This window comes from Sphingomonas sp. 8AM (assembly GCF_902506455.1).
Classification (GTDB): Bacteria; Pseudomonadota; Alphaproteobacteria; order Sphingomonadales; family Sphingomonadaceae; genus Sphingomonas.
The window spans coordinates 1,208,723-1,225,773 of sequence record NZ_LR733844.1; the positions used below are offsets into that span (position 1 = coordinate 1,208,723).

Annotated in this window: 12 protein-coding genes; 10 read left to right on the forward strand and 2 right to left on the reverse strand. The window is 68.0% G+C overall.

All coding sequences use genetic code 11. From position 1 onward, the window contains the following. Nucleotides 1–76 precede the first annotated feature (76 nt). The 8 genes from BACI71_RS06060 to BACI71_RS06095 all read left to right on the forward strand — a co-directional run bounded on the left by BACI71_RS06060 (nt 77) and on the right by BACI71_RS06095 (nt 12,370). Entirely contained in the window at nt 77–2,074 is a 1,998-nt protein-coding gene (locus BACI71_RS06060) for a serine hydrolase domain-containing protein (RefSeq protein WP_159756360.1), read from the forward strand. Further along, nucleotides 2,074–3,063: a dipeptide epimerase gene (locus BACI71_RS06065; protein ID WP_159756363.1), complete on the forward strand. Its 990-nt coding sequence runs from the start codon at nt 2,074–2,076 to the stop codon at nt 3,061–3,063. Before BACI71_RS06060 ends, BACI71_RS06065 begins: the two co-directional genes overlap by 1 nt. After that, nucleotides 3,060–4,334: a peptide MFS transporter gene (locus tag BACI71_RS06070; RefSeq protein ID WP_159756366.1), complete on the forward strand. Its 1,275-nt coding sequence runs from the start codon at nt 3,060–3,062 to the stop codon at nt 4,332–4,334. Before BACI71_RS06065 ends, BACI71_RS06070 begins: the two co-directional genes overlap by 4 nt. Before the next feature lie 64 nt (nt 4,335–4,398). Next, nucleotides 4,399–6,708 carry a TonB-dependent receptor gene (locus BACI71_RS06075; RefSeq protein ID WP_159756369.1) on the forward strand — a complete coding sequence of 770 codons (2,310 nt, stop codon included), beginning with the start codon at nt 4,399–4,401 and terminating at the stop codon, nt 6,706–6,708. A 2-nt stretch (nt 6,709–6,710) separates the two neighbouring features. Continuing rightward, nucleotides 6,711–7,730, forward strand: a complete 1,020-nt coding sequence (locus BACI71_RS06080; RefSeq protein ID WP_159756372.1) for a DUF1611 domain-containing protein — start codon at nt 6,711–6,713, stop codon at nt 7,728–7,730. Further along, nucleotides 7,718–8,836 (forward strand): YkvI family membrane protein, encoded by a 1,119-nt coding sequence (locus BACI71_RS06085; protein WP_159756375.1) that lies wholly within the window; start codon nt 7,718–7,720, stop codon nt 8,834–8,836. Before BACI71_RS06080 ends, BACI71_RS06085 begins: the two co-directional genes overlap by 13 nt. Next, nucleotides 8,833–10,401 (forward strand): serine hydrolase, encoded by a 1,569-nt coding sequence (locus BACI71_RS06090; protein WP_159756378.1) that lies wholly within the window; start codon nt 8,833–8,835, stop codon nt 10,399–10,401. The genes BACI71_RS06085 and BACI71_RS06090 overlap by 4 nt, the downstream gene beginning before the upstream one ends. A 10-nt stretch (nt 10,402–10,411) precedes the next feature. Next, complete coding sequence (locus BACI71_RS06095; RefSeq protein WP_159756381.1) at nt 10,412–12,370, forward strand: serine hydrolase domain-containing protein; 1,959 nt, start codon at nt 10,412–10,414, stop codon at nt 12,368–12,370. Here the strand turns inward: BACI71_RS06095 and BACI71_RS06100 are convergent. Next, nucleotides 12,360–12,590: a hypothetical protein gene (locus tag BACI71_RS06100; protein WP_159756384.1), complete on the reverse strand. Its 231-nt coding sequence runs from the start codon at nt 12,588–12,590 to the stop codon at nt 12,360–12,362. The genes BACI71_RS06095 and BACI71_RS06100 overlap by 11 nt on opposite strands. 130 nt (nt 12,591–12,720) lie before the next feature. On the opposite strand from BACI71_RS06100, the gene BACI71_RS06105 reads away from it, so the two are divergent. After that, nucleotides 12,721–13,182, forward strand: a complete 462-nt coding sequence (locus BACI71_RS06105) for an Lrp/AsnC family transcriptional regulator (protein WP_159756387.1) — start codon at nt 12,721–12,723, stop codon at nt 13,180–13,182. A 19-nt stretch (nt 13,183–13,201) separates the two neighbouring features. On the opposite strand, the gene BACI71_RS06110 is transcribed toward BACI71_RS06105, so the two are convergent. After that, nucleotides 13,202–16,108: a TonB-dependent receptor gene (locus BACI71_RS06110; RefSeq protein WP_159756390.1), complete on the reverse strand. Its 2,907-nt coding sequence runs from the start codon at nt 16,106–16,108 to the stop codon at nt 13,202–13,204. Nucleotides 16,109–16,261: 153 nt separating this feature from the next. Here BACI71_RS06110 and agaR point away from each other — a divergent pair, with 153 nt between their 5' ends. Further along, on the forward strand, nt 16,262–17,041 hold the full coding sequence (agaR, locus tag BACI71_RS06115) for a transcriptional repressor AgaR (protein WP_159756393.1): 780 nt from the start codon (nt 16,262–16,264) through the stop codon (nt 17,039–17,041). Nucleotides 17,042–17,051: the final 10 nt, after the last annotated feature.

The following is a 17,051-nucleotide window of genomic DNA, read 5'->3' on the forward strand; positions in this document are numbered from 1 at the left end:
ACGAAGCACCTAAACAGGATAATTGTGTCCTGATTAGGTTACTCCTTAAAAATACCGAAAAACAGGAGCCGCGGCAATGGGGATGGGACGGATGATCGCCTGGCTGTCGGCGGGGCTGGGTGCCGCCGCACTGGCAGCGATCGCACCGGCGCAGGCGCCGGTGGGGCCCGGCGCGCCGGCGGTGGCACAACCGGCCGCTCCCGCAACGGCAGGGACGCCGGGCGGTGCGCACGCGCTCACCAGCGGCGATGTCTCCGCGTGGCTCGACGGTTATCTGCCCTATGCGCTGCACAGCGGCGATATCGCGGGCGCGGTGGTGATGGTGGTGCGCGACGGTCAGGTCATCGCTGCGCGCGGCTACGGCTATGCCGATGTCGCGAAGCGCCGTCCGGTCGATCCCGCCCGCACGTTGTTCCGTCCCGGCTCGGTGTCGAAGCTCGTCACCTGGACCGCGGTGATGCAGCAGGTCGAGGCGGGGCGGATCGATCTCGACACCGACGTCAACCGCTACCTAGACTTCACGATCCCGCCCTATCGCGGCCGACCGGTTACGATGCGGCATATCATGACGCACACCGCCGGCTTCGAGGAAGCGAACAAGAAGCTGATCACCTATGATGTGCGCGACGTACAGCCGATCGGCGCCTATCTGAAGCGGCACATTCCCGCGCGCGTCTATGTCCCCGGCACGACCCCGGCATACTCGAACTGGGCGACGACGCTGGCAGGCTATATCGTCGAGCGGGTGAGCGGGATGCCCTTCGATGATTACGTCGAACAGCGCATCTTCCGCCCGCTCGACATGCAGACCGCGAGCTTCCGCCAGCCACTGCCGTCACGGCTGCGCGGGTCGATGGCGCAGGGCTATCCGCTCGGCTCGGGCGCGCCAAAGCCGTTCGAGATCGTCGTGCCGGGGCCGGCGGGGTCGCTGTCCGCCTCCGGGCTGGACATGGCCAAGTTCATGATCGCGCATCTCGACGGCGGGCGGGGCGTGCTGCGGCCCGAGACTGCGGTGCTCATGCACGACAGCCCGCTCGCCAAAGTCGATCCACGCTCGCTGATCCCGCCGCTCAACCGCATGGAGCTGGGCTTTTTCGAGACCAACATCAACGGCCGCAGCGTGATCGCGCATCTCGGTGACACCAACCAGATGCATACCTCGCTGCACCTCTTCATGAACGAGCGGACCGGGCTCTACGTCTCGTTCAATTCGGCGGGACGCGATGGCGCAGCGCATGTCCTGCGCGGGCAGCTGTTCCAGGACTTTGCCGACCGCTATTTTCCGGGCGCCCCGCGCGACACGCGCGTCGACGCGACGACCGCGCACGCGCATGCGGCGGCAATGGCCGGGCATTGGCAGGTCAGCCGCTCGTCCTTCACCAATTTCGTCGACGTGCTCAACCTGTTCGGTCAGGCCGAGGCCGGCGTCGATGCCGAGGGTCGGCTGGTGATACCTTCGCTCAAGGGCGCCAATGGCGTGCCGATCGCATGGGTCGAGACCGCGCCCTATGTCTGGCGTGATCCGGCGGGTCACGATCGGCTCGCGGCGCAGCTGGTCGACGGGCAGCCGGTGCGCTGGAGCTTCGACCTCGTCGCGCCGTTCATGGTGTGGGACCGCGTACCGGCCCGTAGCAACGCCGCGTGGCTGGTGCCGGCGCTCTATGCCAGCCTTGCGGTCCTGTTGCTGACGGTGCTGTTCTGGCCGGCCAACTGGTATCTCCGTCGGCGCTATCAGGCCGCTGCGCCCGTTGCGGGAGCCGCGTTGCGCACGGTGCGCGCGGCACGCGGAATGGCGCTGGCGGTGCTGCTGGTGCTGGGCGGCTGGTTCTGGCTGATCTCGGTGCTGTTCGGTGACAACGCGCCGGGGGATGGCTGGCTGACGCTCGCGCAGCTCGCCAGCAACCTCGTGTTCGTCGGCGCGGTCGCGGTCGCAGGCTGGAACGCCCTGGTCAGCTGGCGGAGCGACCGGCCGTGGCCGCGCAAGCTGTGGGCGGTGCTGCTGCTGCTCGCGACACTCGTGGTGCTGTGGGTCGCCGCGGTGTTCCACCTGCTCGCACTGACGGTTTATTACTGATGCTCAGGCTGTCGACCGAGACCGCGACACTGCGGCTCGCGCAGCCGTTCCGGATCTCGGGCTATGTGTTCGAGACCGCCGAGGTGTTGGTCGTCACGCTCGACGACGGGAAGCATCGCGGACGCGGCGAGGGGGCGGGGGCCTATTATCTCGGCGACGACATCGCAAAGATGCGCGCCGACATCGCGGCGGCGCATGACGCGATCGTGGCGGGGCCGACGCGTGCGCAGTTGCGCGACCTGATGCCCGCGGGTGGTGCGCGCAATGCGGTGGACGCCGCACTTTGGGAGCTGGAGGCGCGGCGCAGCGGTACGCCGGTATGGCGGCTCGCCGGGCTGAGCAAGGCGCCGCGCCCGATCGTGACGACCTTCACCGTCAGCGCCGACACGCCCGGTGCGATGGCGGGGGTGGCGAGGGGCTACGCACAGGCGCGTTCGATCAAGGTCAAGCTGACCGGCGAGCTGGCGCTGGATCTTGCGCGCGTCGCCGCAATCCGCGCGGCGCGACCCGATGTTTGGCTCGGCGTGGATGGCAATCAGGGATTTGGCCGCGATGCGCTTGACGCGCTGATCGCCGGACTATTGCCGCACCGCGTGTCGCTGCTCGAACAGCCCCTGGCGCGCGGAGCGGAATGCGACCTCGACGGCTATCGTTCCGCGATCCCGATCGCGGGCGACGAAAGCCTGCTGACGCTCGCCGATGTCGCGGGCGCCAAGGGCCGGTTCGACGTCGTCAACATCAAGCTCGACAAATGCGGCGGGCTGACCGAGGGGCTGCTGATGGCGCACGAGGCGCGGCGGCTCGGGCTGGGCGTGATGGTCGGCACGATGATCGGCACCAGCCTGGCGACCGCGCCCGGCTTCGTGCTGGGGCAGCTCGCCGACCTCGTCGATCTCGACGGCCCGACCTTCCTCGCCGAGGACCGGCAGCCGGCGGTGCGCTATGCCGATGGTCTGCTCGACGCCGGCCCGGAGGTATGGGGCGGATGACCGCGGCGGCAGCGCCCGCCCCGACGTGGTTCGGGCAGCCGCGCGGGCTGACCGTGCTGTTCCTCACCAACATGTGGGAGCAATTCTCCTACTACGGGATGCGCGCGCTGCTGGTCTATTACATGACCAAGCAGCTGATGCTCGGGCAGGCGCAGGCGTCGCTGATCTATGGCGCCTATACCGCCTGCGCCTATTTCACGCCGATCCTCGGCGGGGTGATCGCCGACCGGGTGCTGGGCAAGCGGCGCGCGATCGTGCTGGGTGGCACGATCATGGCGGCGGGCCATTTCCTGATGGCGTTCGAGCCGCTGTTCTATGTCGCGCTCGTCACGATCGCGCTCGGCAACGGGCTGTTCCTGCCGAGCCTGCCGAGCCAGATCGACGACCTCTACGCGCCCGGCGACCCCCGCGTCGGCTGGGCGTACAACGTCTATTACGTCGGGGTGAACATCGGCGGCTTCCTCGCCCCGCTGCTCTGCGGCACGCTGGGCGAACTGTACGGCTGGCATTACGGGTTCGGTGCGGCCGGGGTCGGGATGGTGGCGGGGCTTGGCATCTATCTATGGGGGCAGCGCTATCTGCCGGCGGCGCCGCGCGCCGCCACGCGCGCGCCGGTTGCCGCGCGCGGACGGTTCACGCGTCAGGTTGCGGTGCTGCTGGTCGCGATCGCCCTGTGCGTGACGGTGTTCCGCGCCGCCTATGAGCAGGTCGGCAATACCGTTGCGCTCTGGGCCGATGCCAGCGTCGACCGCCGCGCAGGCGGAGCCATGGTGCCGATGACATGGTTCCAATCGCTCAACCCCTTGTTCGTCATGGCGCTTACCCCGCCGTTGCTGGCGCGCTGGCGACGACGGGCCGAGCATGGTGGCGTGGAGCGACCGGTGCGGCGGATGGCTGTCGGTGCAGTGATCGTCGCTGCCGCCTATCTGCTGCTCGCCGCACTGGCGGCGGGCGGGGGTGTGGCGCACTGGCTGTGGCTGGTGCTGTTCTTCGTGCTGCTCACCGTCGGCGAGCTGCACATCCTGCCGACCGGACTGGGGCTGTTCGCGCGGCTCGCCCCCGCGGGGCTCGGCGCGACGACGGTGGCGGCGTGGTATCTCGCCACGTTCGCCGGCAGCCTTGCCGCGGGACTGGTCGGCACCGTGTGGACCGGCGTCGGGCATGGCGCCTTCTTCCTGATCCTCGCCGGTCTGGCCGCGCTCGCCGCGACCTTGCTGGCGGTGATCGACCCGGTTTCGCTGTCCGTGATCCGTACGGGTGAGCGACGCTGAATCTGGATTGACTATTCTCTGATTAGGACATTACGATCCTAATCGGCAAATAAGGGAGCGGACGATGAGCAGCATTCGCCGTAGCGCGTCGATCGCCAGTGTGCTGGCCATCTTTCTTGCTGGCGCCGCGTCCGCGCAGCAGGCACCATCTGCTGATTCCGTGCAGGACGGCGCGCCCGAGCAGATCGGCGATATCGTCGTCACCGCGCAGAAGCGCGTACAGACGCTGTCCGAGGTGCCGCAGTCAATGTCGGTGCTGGGCGGCGAGGCGCTGGAGCAGCGCCAGGCTCGAACGATCGCCGACTATGCCGCACTGGTGCCCGGGCTGTCGTTCGAGTCGGGTAACCCCGGCCAGACCCGCGTCGTGCTGCGCGGGATCAACGCCGGCGGATCGAGCCCGACCGTAGCGGTCTATCTCGACGACACGCCGTTCGGATCGAGTACCGGGCAGACCAACGGCGCGACGCTGGCGGGTGACTTCGACACGTTCGATGTCGAGCGGCTGGAGGTGCTGCGCGGGCCGCAGGGTACGCTGTACGGCGCCAATTCGCTGGGCGGCGTCATCAAATACGTGACCGTCGCACCGAAGCTCGGCGAATGGGAGGCGCGCGGGCAGGGCGGCGTCGAGACCGTGCAGGACGGCGGCACCGGCTATTTCGGCAACCTCGTGGCGAACGTGCCGATCGGCGATGTCGCGGCGCTGCGCGCGAGCGGCTTCTACCGCCGCAGCGCCGGCTATATCGACGCGATCGGCATTGCCGCCGATGACGTCAATCATGCGCGCAGCTACGGCGGACGGGTCTCGCTGCTCGTCAAGCCCGGCGACCGGCTGTCGCTGCGGCTGACCGCGGTGTTGCAGAATGTCGACGCCGATGCGCGCAACGCCTTCGACGCCGATCCGGCGACGTTCCGGCCGATCACCGCAGACCCGTTCACCGGCGCACCGACCGGCGACCGCGAGGTCCGCTATCAATTGTTCCCCGACCACAATCAGGTGAGCTACCGGCTCTACACCGGCACGCTCGATTACGATCTGGGATTTGCGACCTTCACCGCGGTGACCAGCTATAGCCGGCAGGTCGCGACCGATCGCAGCGACGTGTCGTACAATGCCGCCGGTCCGGGTGTGACGCTGGCGCAGGCGGTGTCGGCCGGCTTCTACGGCCTCGCGCCGGACGCCTACGGCCTTTATTATCCCAATCGCTCGACCCAGAAGAAATTCACGCAGGAAGTCCGGCTGGCGTCGAGGAACTCGGACACGCTCGAATGGCTGATCGGCGGCTATTACACCAACGAGCCCGGCCAGCTGTTCCAGCGGTACTTTCCATACGACACCGCGACCGGCCGGCCGGTCACGCCGGTACCGACCGTTCCCGGCTTCGCCGATCTGGTGCGTGTGGAACTCGCCTCGCGCTATCGGGAATATGCCGGCTTCGGCAGCGCGACGCTCCACCTGACCGACCGGTTCGACGTGACGGCGGGCGGGCGTTACAGCCACAACAACCAGCGCACGACCCAGACACTCGACGGCGCATTGTTCGGCGGCCTGTCGGTCGACCGGGCACGCTCGCGCGAAGGCGTGTTCACCTGGTCGGTGTCGCCGCGCTACGAGATCGCGCCACGCAGCGAGATCTATGCGCGCGTCGCCAAGGGCTATCGTCCCGGCGGCCCGAACGTGATCCCGCCCGGCGCCGGCCCCGACTATCCGCGCCAGACCGATGCCGACACGCTGATGAGCTACGAGGCGGGTATCCGCGCCGAAACCGCCAACCGCACCTTCGGGATCGACATCTCAGGCTATTATCTCGACTGGGACAAGACGCTGATCGTCGCGACCTTCCAGAGCGACGCCGGGCCGATTACCGCCGATGCCAACGGTCAGGGCGCGCGAAGCTATGGGTTCGAGGCAACCGCGACGCTGCGCCCGGCGCGCGGCTTCAGCGTGCTGACGACCGTCGCCTACAATCATTCGCGACTGCGCGGCGACACCTCGAACGGCGGGCGCGACGGCGACCCGCTGCCGTTCGCGCCGCGCTGGAACGCCAATGTCTCGGCGGAATATAGCTGGGACTGGCGCGGCACACGGCCGTATGTCGGCGCGGACCTGTCGACGGTGAGCGACCGGCTCGGCAATTTCAATCTGGCCTATCGCGACCTTTACGGCCGGCGGCTGACCTTCGACGGCTATGCCACCGCCAGCCTGCGCGCGGGCGTGACGCTCGGGCGGTTCGATCTGTCGGTCTATGCGCGCAACGTCGGCAATGCGCGCGGGATCGTCTCGGCGGGCACGTTCCAGACGCGCCCGAACGAAGGCATCGAAGTGAGCCCGATCCAGCCACGCACGATCGGTGCGGCGCTCGGTATCGGGTTCTAGGCATGGCCGCGGTCCACGCGCTCGCCGTCCCCTATCTGCTGTTCCTCGGCGATGCCACCGAGCGCGGCTTCGCCAAGACCGCGCTCGGGCTGCGCGACTGGGCGGCGGACAAATGCCTCGCCGAACATGCGCTGCCCGCCGCCACCGTCACTACCGGCCTGCCGCGTCTCGCGCCGGTCGCGGCCGCCGCAGCCGGGGCACGCTCGATGGTGGTCGGGGTGGCGAACCAGGGCGGCGTGATCCCGGCCTCGTGGATGCCCGAGCTGCTCGCCGCGATCGATGCGGGGCTCGACCTTGTCGCCGGGCTCCACACCCGCGTCGCCGACATCCCGCCACTGCGCGACGCGGCGGCGCGCCGCGGCACGCGGCTGGTCGACGTGCGCGAGCCTCCCGCCGGGCTGCCGATCGCGACCGGTGCGAAGCGGAGCGGGCGGCGGCTGCTGACGGTCGGCACGGATTGCGCGCTCGGCAAGAAATATACCGCGCTCGCGATCGCGTGCGGGTTGCGGGCGCGCGGCTACGATGCGACCTTTCGCGCCAGCGGCCAGACCGGGATCATGATCGCGGGGGAGGGGATCGCGATCGACGCCGTGGTCGCCGATTTTGCGGCCGGTGCGGCCGAGCTGCTGAGCCCCGACGCCGCGCCGACCCATCTCGATGTCATCGAGGGGCAGGGATCGCTGTTTCACCCATCCTATGCCGCAGTGTCGCTCGCGTTGCTCCATGGCAGCCAGCCCGATCTGTTCGTCGTCTGCCATCAGCCGTCCCGCGAGCAGATCCTCGGGACGCCCGGCTATGTCTTGCCGTCCATCGAGGCGGTCATCGCGCAGACGATCGCGGTCGGACGGTTGACCAACCCGGCGATCCGCTGCGCCGGAATCAGCCTCAACAGCGCGAACATGGCGGACGCGGCGGCGGCGGCGGAGATCGCGCGCACCGCCGACCGGCTCGGCCTGCCGACCGCCGATCCGATCCGCGGCGGTGACGCCTTCGAGCGGCTGCTCCACGCATGCGCGGCCTGAGCCCCGCCGCGGCCGACCGCTTCCGGCGGTACGTGCTGCCCGGGCTCGCGTTCAAGGCGGTGGTGATCGGCGGCGGCTACGCCACCGGTCGCGAGCTGGCCGAATTCTTCCTGCCGGCGGGGGCGTGGGGCGGGGTGCTGGCGATGGTGCTGGCGACGCTGGTGTGGGGCGTCGTCGCGGCGGCGACCTTCCGGCTCGCGCATGCGATCGGCGCGCGGGACTATCGGACCTTCTTCCGCGCGCTGCTCGGACGATATTGGGTGTTGTTCGAGGCCGCCTATGCGCTGTTCATCGTCGTGGTGCTGGCGGTCTTCGGTGCCGCCGCCGGGGAGATCGGCGCGGCGACGCTCGGCTGGCCACCGCTCGTCGGGACGCTGGCGCTGCTGGTCGGGGTTACCGTGTGCGTCGCGTGGGGCAATGCCGGGGTCGAGCGGGTGTTCCTGTGGGTGTCGGTGCTGCTCTACGCGACCTACGCGCTGTTTCTGGTTCTGGCGCTCACCAACGTCGACGGGCGGATCGCCGATACCTTCGCGGTCGCCGGACCGCCTGCACCCGGCTGGGCGCTCGGCGGACTGACCTATGCGGGATATAACATTGTCGGCGCGGTGATCGTGCTGCCGGTCACGCGCCACTTTCGCTCCGGGCGCGACGCGCTGATTGCCGGGGCACTGGCAGCCCCGCTGGCGATGTTGCCGGCCTTGCTGTTCTTCGTCACGATGGCGGCGTTCCTGCCCGGGATCGCCACCGCAGTGCTGCCGTCGGACTATATTCTGGTACGGCTGGGTCATCCGCTGTTCCACCTCGGCTTTCAGCTGATGATCTTCGCCGCGTTGCTGGAGAGCGGCACCGGTGCGATTCACGCGGTCAACGAGCGGGTCGCGCGGGCGAGCGGTCGCGACACACTGGCGCCTTTGGCCCGTGCGCTGCTCGCGCTGGCGGTGCTCGCGCCCTGCATGCTGCTCGCCGAGCGCATCGGCCTCGTCGGGCTGATCGCGGGCGGTTACCGGCTGCTCGCGGCGCTGCTGATCCTGATCTATGTCGTGCCGCTGCTGCTGCTGACCCTGTCGGGGCGCCGCGCGACGGTCCAGCCGGAGCCGGTCGCATGAAATTCACGCTGGTCGCTGCCTTCTTCGTCGTCGTGCCGCTACCCGCGCTGGCGGCGCTACCGAAGGGCTTTGACGCCCGCGTAACGCACGTCATGCGGGCCTCGGGGACACCCGGCATGGCAATCGCGATCGTCGAGGGCGGCAAGGTTACGCTTGCCAAAGGCTATGGCGTGCGGCGGCAGGGCGCGCCCGAGCGGGTCGACGCCGAAACGGCCTTTCTGATCGGCTCGACCGCCAAGGCGATGACCGCCGCTGCACTCGCCACGTTGGTGGATGCGGGAAAGATCGGCTGGGACGACCGGGTCGTCGACCATCTTCCGGGCTTCCAGATGTACGACGCCTGGGTCACGCGCGAGATGACGGTGCGTGACCTGCTCGTCCACCGCAGCGGGCTGGGGCTGGGCGCGGGCGATCTGCTCTACGTACCGCGCGGCAGCTATTCGCGCGCCGAGATCGTGCGGCGGCTGCGCTATCTCGCGCCCGCCACCAGTTTCCGCAGCGGCTATGCCTATGACAATATCCTCTACACCGTCGCCGGGCAGCTGATCGAGGCGGTGAGCGGGCAGACGTGGGAAGACTATGTCGGCGCGCACGTCTTCGCGCCGGCGGGAATGGCCGGCGCGACCGGCGAGCTGGCCCGCTACTGGACGATGCCGAACCGTGCGCTGCCGCATGCGCGCTTCGGCGGCGTCGTGCGCGGCACCGGCGCGATGCGCGTGCTCGAGGAGCATGACCAATTGCCGCAGGCCGCCGCGCCCGCCGGGCTGATCGCGGCGAGCGCCACCGACATGGCCCGCTGGCTGCAGGTGCAATTGAGCGGCGGCGTCGCGGCGGGCGGCACGCGTGTCTTTTCGGCGGGCGCGGCGCAGGAGATGTGGACGCCGGTCACGCCAATCCCGATCGCGCCCTTTCCCGAGCCGGTCGCGGCGACCACCCCGACCTTCGACGCCTATGCGCTCGGCTGGGAGGTGCGCGACTATCACGGCGAGCGGATCGTGTGGCATGCCGGCGGGCTGTTCGGCATGACCTCGGTCGTGGTGCTGATCCCCGCACGGCAGGTCGGCTTCGCGATCGAGCTCAACAGCGAGGAGGCCGCGCCGCGTCACGGCCTGATGTGGGAATTGATCGACCATTATCTCGGGCGCACGCCGCAGGACTGGCCGACGCGCTTCACCCGTTATCGTGCGCAGCGGATCGCCGCCGCAGAGGCGGTGGTGACCGCGAAGGTGGCGGCGCCCGCAAAGGTCGGCCCGTCACTGCCGCTGCCGCGCTATGCCGGGCGCTATGTCGACCGCTGGTATGGCCCGATCGAGATTGGCAGCGACGCGAGCGGCCTGACGGCGCGCTTCGTGCCGACCCCGCGCATGGCGGGGCGACTCGACCATTATCAATACGATACCTTTATCGCGCGGTTCAACGATCCCGCGATCGAGCCCGCCTACCTGACCTTCGCGCTCGATGCGGGGGGCAGGGTGGCGCGGATCACGGCGCGGCCGGTGTCGCCGATCGCCGACTTCAGCTTCGATTATGCCGACCTGCTGTTCGAGCCCGAGCCCGCGAAGTGAGAGGATGACGATGAAAACGCTTCTGCTGGCGCTGCTCCCTGCGCTGCTCGTCGCCGCGACGCCGGCGGCGCGCCCGCCGGTCCCTTCACCGGCGACGCCGGCTGCCGAGGTGCCGCCAACGCCCGCGACCCCGGCGTCGACGCCGCAGCTGACCGCCGCCGATGTCGGCGCGTGGCTCGACGGTTATCTGCCCGGCACGCTTGAGGCGGGAAAGATCGCCGGTGCGCAGGTCGCGGTCGTCAAGGACGGCGCGATCCTGTTCGAGAAGGGCTATGGCTATGCCGATGTCGCGGCCAGGACGCCGATGGACCCGCGACGCTCGCTGATGCGCATCGGGTCGACCTCGAAGCTGCTGACCTGGACCGCGGTGATGCAATTGGTGGAGGCGGGCAAGATCGACCTCGACGCCGACGTGAACCGCTATCTCGACTTCCGCATTACGCCGCCTGGTCGGGCGGTGACGATGAACGACCTGATGCAGCATCGCGGCGGCTTCGAGGAGGGGCTCAAGGATCTGCTCGCGAGCGATCCGAAGCTGCTCAAGACGACCGAGCGTTACCTCAAGGAGAATACGCGCCCGTTCCTGTTCAAGCCGGGCGAGGCGCCGGCCTATTCCAATTACGGCGTCGCGCTGGCGGGCTATATCGTCCAGCGCGTCTCGGGTGAGCCGTTCGACGATTATGTCGCGCGCCACATCACCGGCCCGCTTGGCATGGCGCACACCACCTTCGCGCAGCCGCTGCCGCCGCGCCTCGCGCCGCTCGCTGCCAAGGGCTATCGCACCAGCGATGGGCCACCACAGCCCTATGAGCTGGTCGGCACCGCACCCGCGGGGAGCGTCGCGGCGACCGCGGATGACATGGCGCGCTTCATGCTCGCGCATCTCGGGGGCGGCAGCTTCGGCGGGGCGCGCATCCTGCGCCCCGACACAATGGCGTTCATGCATCGTCCGGCGAGCCCGCCGCCGGCGGGGTTCGACACCATGGCGCATGGCTTCTTCTGGATGCAGCGCAACGGCACGACGGTGATCGGGCACGGCGGCGATACGATCGTCTTCCACAGTGACCTCGCGCTGCTGCCCGAGAAGAACGTCGGGCTATTCATGAGCTTCAGCAGCCGGGGCGAGGGCGACGCTGTCTATGGCGCCCGCGAGCGATTGTTCGACCTGTTCATGGATCGCTACTTTCCGGCCGCGCCCCCGCCGCTGCCACCCGCGATCGGCCGCGCCGCGGCGGACGCACGCGCGCTGGCGGGGCATTACGAAACCTCGCGCCGGGTCGAGACCGGCTTCATCAGCCTCTTCTACCTGCTCCAGCAGGATGTGGTGAGCGCCAACGACGACGGCACGATCAGCGTCTCGTCGATCGCCGGCAAGCGCTTCCGCGAGATCGCACCGGGACTGTGGCGCGTGCGCGACGGCACGCGGCTGTTGCGCGTCACCACGCTGGATGGCCGCCGGACGATCGTCGACAGCCAGAACCCGGTGGGGGTGCTGCAGGCGGTGCCCGTGCTCCGCAACTCGACCTTGTTCCAGGCGGTGTTCGGTGTCTCGCTGCTGGTGCTGCTGCTGACCGTGATCGTCTGGCCGATCGGCTGGTGGATCCGCCGCCGCTACGCCTCGCCGCCGGTGGCGAGCGGGCGCGCGGCGCGCGCTCGGTTGCTGGTGCGCGTCGCCGCGCTCGCCGATCTTGGCTATGTCGCGGGCTGGTACACGGTCGTCGCGCCGATCCTCGACCAGCATGTCGACGCCTATAATGCCTCGCTCGACGGCATGATCCGGCTGTTGCAGGTCGCGGCGGTGATCCCGGTCGCAGCGGCGATCGTCGGCGTATGGAATTTCATCGAGGCGGCGCGTGGGCCGTTCGGCCGGGGCGTGCAGTTGCGCGCGGCGCTGGTGGCGCTGGCGCTGGGCGGCTTGCTGTGGGTCGCCGTGACCGCGCATCTGATCGGCTGGAGCCTCAACTACTGAGCGTGGCGCTTTCCACCAGCACCAGCGCGCGCATCTTGGCGAGCAGCATGTCGGCGACCCCGTCCGCCAGTCCGCTCACCGCGACGGCGATGCGATAGGTGTCGGCGTCGCGCTCCACCAGGGCGGTGTCGAAGGCGATCGAGCGCAGCGCCAGCAGGTTGAGCACGCGCAGCGGCAGATCGGGCGACGCATCGCCGACGACGAGGAAGTGGACGGTCATCACCTGCAATCCCGATCGAACTCACACCGGGGAATCCTGCCCGCATTTCGGTGGAAAAGCTCACCTCAGATGCGCACGTCATGGTAGGACGCGGCATGTTTATCCTGTTTGATGCCGGATCGCGGCAGGAATGACCGAGCTGGACGAATTCGAGCGCCGTATCCTCCGCGAGCTGCAACGCGATGGCAGCCAGACCGTGGCGGAGATCGCGGCGAAGGTCGGTCTGTCCGCCTCGCCGTGCTGGCGGCGGATCGACCGGCTGGAGCGCGAAGGCGTGATCCGCGGCCGGGTGGCGCTGGTCGATCGCCGCAAGGTGGGGCTCAGCGCGCATATTTTCGCGCAGGTGCGCCTCAACGCGCATGGCCGCGCCAATCTCGACGAATTCGCCGCGGCGATCCGCGCTTTCCCCGAGGTGCTCGATGCCTATGTGCTGATGGGCACGACCGACTTCATGCTGCGCATCGTCGCGCGCGACATTGACGCCTATGAGCGCTTCTTCTTCGACAAGCTCAGCCGCTTGCCCGGTGTGCAGGAGATTACCTCGACGGTGGCCCTGTCCGAGATCAAGTCCACCGCCGAGCTGCCGATCTGACCGCTCCGCCCGGCGGCCGTCAGAGGCGGCCGCGGATGCCGAAGAAGAACGCGCGGCCGGAATATTCGTAGAAGTTGGGCAGGTTGCGATATTCGTTGAACCGCTTGACCGCCTGACCGAGCAGGTTGGAACCCTGCGCATAGACGGTGACGTGGCTGTTCAGGTCATAGGAGAGCGTCGCCGACACTTCGTGGTACGGATCTTCCTTGACGGGAAGATAGGCGAGGTTGCCCGATTGCGCATAGGTGAAGCGCGACTGGAATGTGTACGACACCTGCGCCCCGACGCCGTGGTTTTCGTAGAACAGCTTGCCGTTCGCCGAAAAGGGGATTGCCCCCGGCAGGTCGGTGGTCACGTCGCCCGAGGTCGCGCGCGAGTGGTTGTAGGTCAGGTTCGCCTGGACGCCAAAGCCGTTGTCGAGGAAGTACTGGCCCCCGACCTCGATGCCATAGACGTCGGCGCTGTCGCCGTTGCGCACCTGATATTCGACAAAGTTGAAGTTCTGCACCTGATTGGCGGGCTGCGCGGTCGGCGTGATCACGACATCGACCGGCACCGTCGAGACGAAATTGGTGATGTGCTTGTAGAAAGCCGCCGCGGTCAGCGCGAGGCGGTTGGACGGATAATATTCGAGCGAGACGTCGAGCTGGTTCGCCTCCGTCGGCTTCAGGTTCGGATTGCCTGCATCATAGATGATGTACGTCCCGGATTGCGCCGAGGTCGCGTCCTTGGCGGGCGACAGTTCGGCGAAGGTCGGGCGGGAGATCGCCTGCGACGCCGCGAGCCGCAGCCGCAACCCGTCCGACAGGTCATAGGCGAAATTGGCGGCCGGCAGCAGCCGCAGATAGTCACCGCCCCCGGTGATCGGCTCGACGGGGTTGAAACCGACCGCGTTATCCTGCGTGCCTGCGCGCGGGATGATCGTCGCGATCGACGCGCCATAGCCGACCGACGACACCTTCGTCGCTACCAGCCGCCCGCCGATGTCGGCGCGCCAATGTTCGCCCTCCAGATTGAACTGGACATAGCCGGCCCAGGTCCGCTCTCGGATCCGGTACGAGGCGGGCAGGTCGTCCTGGATGATCTGCGTCGAATAGCCGGCCGGATAGGGTGACAGCGTACAGCCCGGGATCGTCGCACCGCTGGCATCGAGGCAGCTGTTGGGGTTGAGGATCGCGGGATTGTTGTCGGCGCGCGGCAGCGCGGCCAGATAGGTATCGATGTCGAAGTACGGGAAGTTGCGCGGGAAATTGCCGCGCCGCTTCTGCAGGATGTCCTCGCGGCCCGGCTTGACCACGTCGGCACCGATATCGCCGAACGTGAACGGATAGCCGCAATAGTTGCACGAGGTCGTATATTGATTGTCGACGGTCGTCACATCCTTGTGGCGGTCCGTCCAGGCGACGCCGAAGCCGATCGCCTTGAACACGCCGTTGTCGACGCGGTACTCGCCGTCCATTTTCGCGCTCTTGATATCGTCGCTGATATCCTGGCCCTGGATGCCGATATAATGCGCGCGGAAGTCGTCATTGGTCGCCTGATCGAGCGTGCGGCCACCCGGCAGCGTGATCGCGAGATCCGGCAGCCCGTTGTCGCGCGTCGCAAAGTCCGCCGAGGCGCCGGGGATGCCGGCGACCACGAAGCGGTTGCGGCCACCGGTGTTGTTGGTCGCCTTGCCATAGTAGCCGTCGAAGGCGAGCTTCAGCTGGTCGACCGGCCGCCAGTCGACGCGCCCGCCGATCTGCCACGTCTGGCTCTGGCGCGGCTCGTCGGTGGTGAGCACCTCCGCGACCATGTCGTTCTTGGTGAAGCCGGTGACGACATTGTTCTTGTCGACCGAGATCGACGCAGGGTCCCACCGCGGGGTGCCGTCATCACCGAGCGGGTTGAGGTAGTTTGACGAGCGATAATTGTGCTGGCTCACGTCGAAATGGCTATAGACGCCGTCGATCGTGACCTCGAAATTGCTCGACGGCTTCCACTGGAACGCGCCGGCCGCGCCGATCCGCTCCCGTTCGCCTGTGACATAGCCGACGCTGTAATAATCGGGCCAGATATAGGCCGGTCCGTTCGGATTGCCGTCGACACGCCCGTCGCGGTTGAAGTCGATGCCGTAGCCCGCCTCGGTCCCGTCGGTGATCGAATATTCGCCGAGATTGTCGGTCCGGAACTTGTATTTGTTGTAGCTGGCGCCGAGCAGAATACCCATCGTGTCGTCGGCGAAGGTGGTGCTGACCACTCCGCTCAGCTTGTAGCCGCCCTTGTCGACCAGATCGTTATACTGGCCTTCGACCGCGGCCGAGGCGTGGAAGCCCGACCGGTCGAGCGGGCGCGCGGTGCGCAGGTCGACGTTGCCGCCGATGCTGCCTTCCAGCTCCGAGGCGCGCACCGCCTTCTTCACTTCGGCGCCGGAGATGATTTCCGACGGCAGCACGTCGAACTGGAACGAGCGGTCGGTGCCGTCGGTCGGCAGGATACGTCCGTTGAGGGTGGTGATCGCGAAGTTCGAGCCGAGCCCGCGCACGGTGATGTCGCGCCCTTCGCCGCGCCCGTCGCGCCCGACTGTCACGCCCGGGATATTGGCGAGCGCCTCGGCGACGTTGCGGTTGGGAAACTTGCCGAGTTCCTCGGCCGAGATCGCGTCGACGATCGTGTCGGCGTTGCGCTTGGCCTGGATCGACCGCAACAGGCTGCCGCGGACGCCCCGCACGACGACCTCGGTCGCGGCGGCGGGCTCGCCGGTTTCACCGGGCTGCTGACCGGGGTCGGAGAGGATCGCCTGCGGATCGGGCGAGGCGGTGGAGGCACGCTGCGCCGGATCGACCGCAGCACCTGCGTCCTGTGCGGCGGCCTGACCGGCGATGAGCAATGCGAACAGGCTGACTCCGGTCAGCGTGGTCCTGTGCCAGCGGTTCGGGTGCGTCATCGCCACTCTCCTGATGCGTCGCATGTCATGCGAAATATTGCGGCTTCGTATCTTTCGTTTCGCAGCGATGTCAAACAGAAAAGAAACGAAACTTGACCGGCTGTTGTCGCGATGCGGGTGCGCTGATAAGGATGGCGCTCCAGGGAGGGTCACATGTCCACGGTTCGGGACACCAGCGGCAGACGACAGCAGATCAGCGCCATGGTGCGTGAACGCGGCAGCGTTCAGGTTGCGCCCCTGGCGGAGCGGTTCGGCGTTTCGATGCAGACCATCCGCAAGGACTTGCATTTCCTGGCGAAACGCGGCGTTGCCGAGCGCTCTTACGGTGGCGCGATCGTCGCCGATGCCGTCAATGTGATCGCCGAGCCGCCGGTCGAGGCGAAGCGCGCGAGCCATGTCGACGAAAAGGCGCGGATCGGAGCGCTCGCGGCCGCGATGGTGCAGCCGGGCGACTCGGTAGTGCTCGACTCCGGGACGACGACGCTCCAGATCGCGCACCATCTGCCCGACGACGAGGAGATTACCGTCCTCACCAACGATCTCGACATCCTCTGCGCGCTGGCGCGCAAGGAGCGGATCCGGGTGGTGATGCTGGGCGGGACACTGCGTCGGCGCAACCGCGCGTTCTACGGCGCACAAACCGAAAGCGCGCTCGACGATCTGCACGTCGACAAGCTGTTTCTGGGCGTCGACGGCTTCGATATCGAGCGCGGTATCACCACGCATTACGAGCCTGAGGCGATGCTCAACCGCAAGATGGTGCGGGCGGCGCGGCAGGTGATCGCGGTCACGGACCGCTCGAAGTTCGGGCGCGTTTGCCTCCATCGCATCCTCAACGTCGCCGAGATCGACGATCTCGTTACCGACGACACCGCCCCCGATGGGATGCAGGCGGCCGCCGATCGGCTGGGATTTCGGCTGCACGTCGCCTGACGGCGCACCG

What these genes read in the sequence shown, in the direction of transcription:
- BACI71_RS06060 (WP_159756360.1), top strand. Translation starts at nt 77, where the DNA reads ATGGGGATGGGACGGATGATCGCCTGGCTGTCGGCGGGGCTGGGTGCC.
- BACI71_RS06065 (WP_159756363.1), top strand. Translation starts at nt 2,074, where the DNA reads ATGCTCAGGCTGTCGACCGAGACCGCGACACTGCGGCTCGCGCAGCCG.
- BACI71_RS06070 (WP_159756366.1), top strand. Translation starts at nt 3,060, where the DNA reads ATGACCGCGGCGGCAGCGCCCGCCCCGACGTGGTTCGGGCAGCCGCGC.
- BACI71_RS06075 (WP_159756369.1), top strand. Translation starts at nt 4,399, where the DNA reads ATGAGCAGCATTCGCCGTAGCGCGTCGATCGCCAGTGTGCTGGCCATC.
- BACI71_RS06080 (WP_159756372.1), top strand. Translation starts at nt 6,711, where the DNA reads ATGGCCGCGGTCCACGCGCTCGCCGTCCCCTATCTGCTGTTCCTCGGC.
- BACI71_RS06085 (WP_159756375.1), top strand. Translation starts at nt 7,718, where the DNA reads ATGCGCGGCCTGAGCCCCGCCGCGGCCGACCGCTTCCGGCGGTACGTG.
- BACI71_RS06090 (WP_159756378.1), top strand. Translation starts at nt 8,833, where the DNA reads ATGAAATTCACGCTGGTCGCTGCCTTCTTCGTCGTCGTGCCGCTACCC.
- BACI71_RS06095 (WP_159756381.1), top strand. Translation starts at nt 10,412, where the DNA reads ATGAAAACGCTTCTGCTGGCGCTGCTCCCTGCGCTGCTCGTCGCCGCG.
- BACI71_RS06100 (WP_159756384.1), bottom strand. Translation starts at nt 12,590, where the DNA reads ATGACCGTCCACTTCCTCGTCGTCGGCGATGCGTCGCCCGATCTGCCG.
- BACI71_RS06105 (WP_159756387.1), top strand. Translation starts at nt 12,721, where the DNA reads ATGACCGAGCTGGACGAATTCGAGCGCCGTATCCTCCGCGAGCTGCAA.
- BACI71_RS06110 (WP_159756390.1), bottom strand. Translation starts at nt 16,108, where the DNA reads ATGACGCACCCGAACCGCTGGCACAGGACCACGCTGACCGGAGTCAGC.
- agaR (WP_159756393.1), top strand. Translation starts at nt 16,262, where the DNA reads ATGTCCACGGTTCGGGACACCAGCGGCAGACGACAGCAGATCAGCGCC.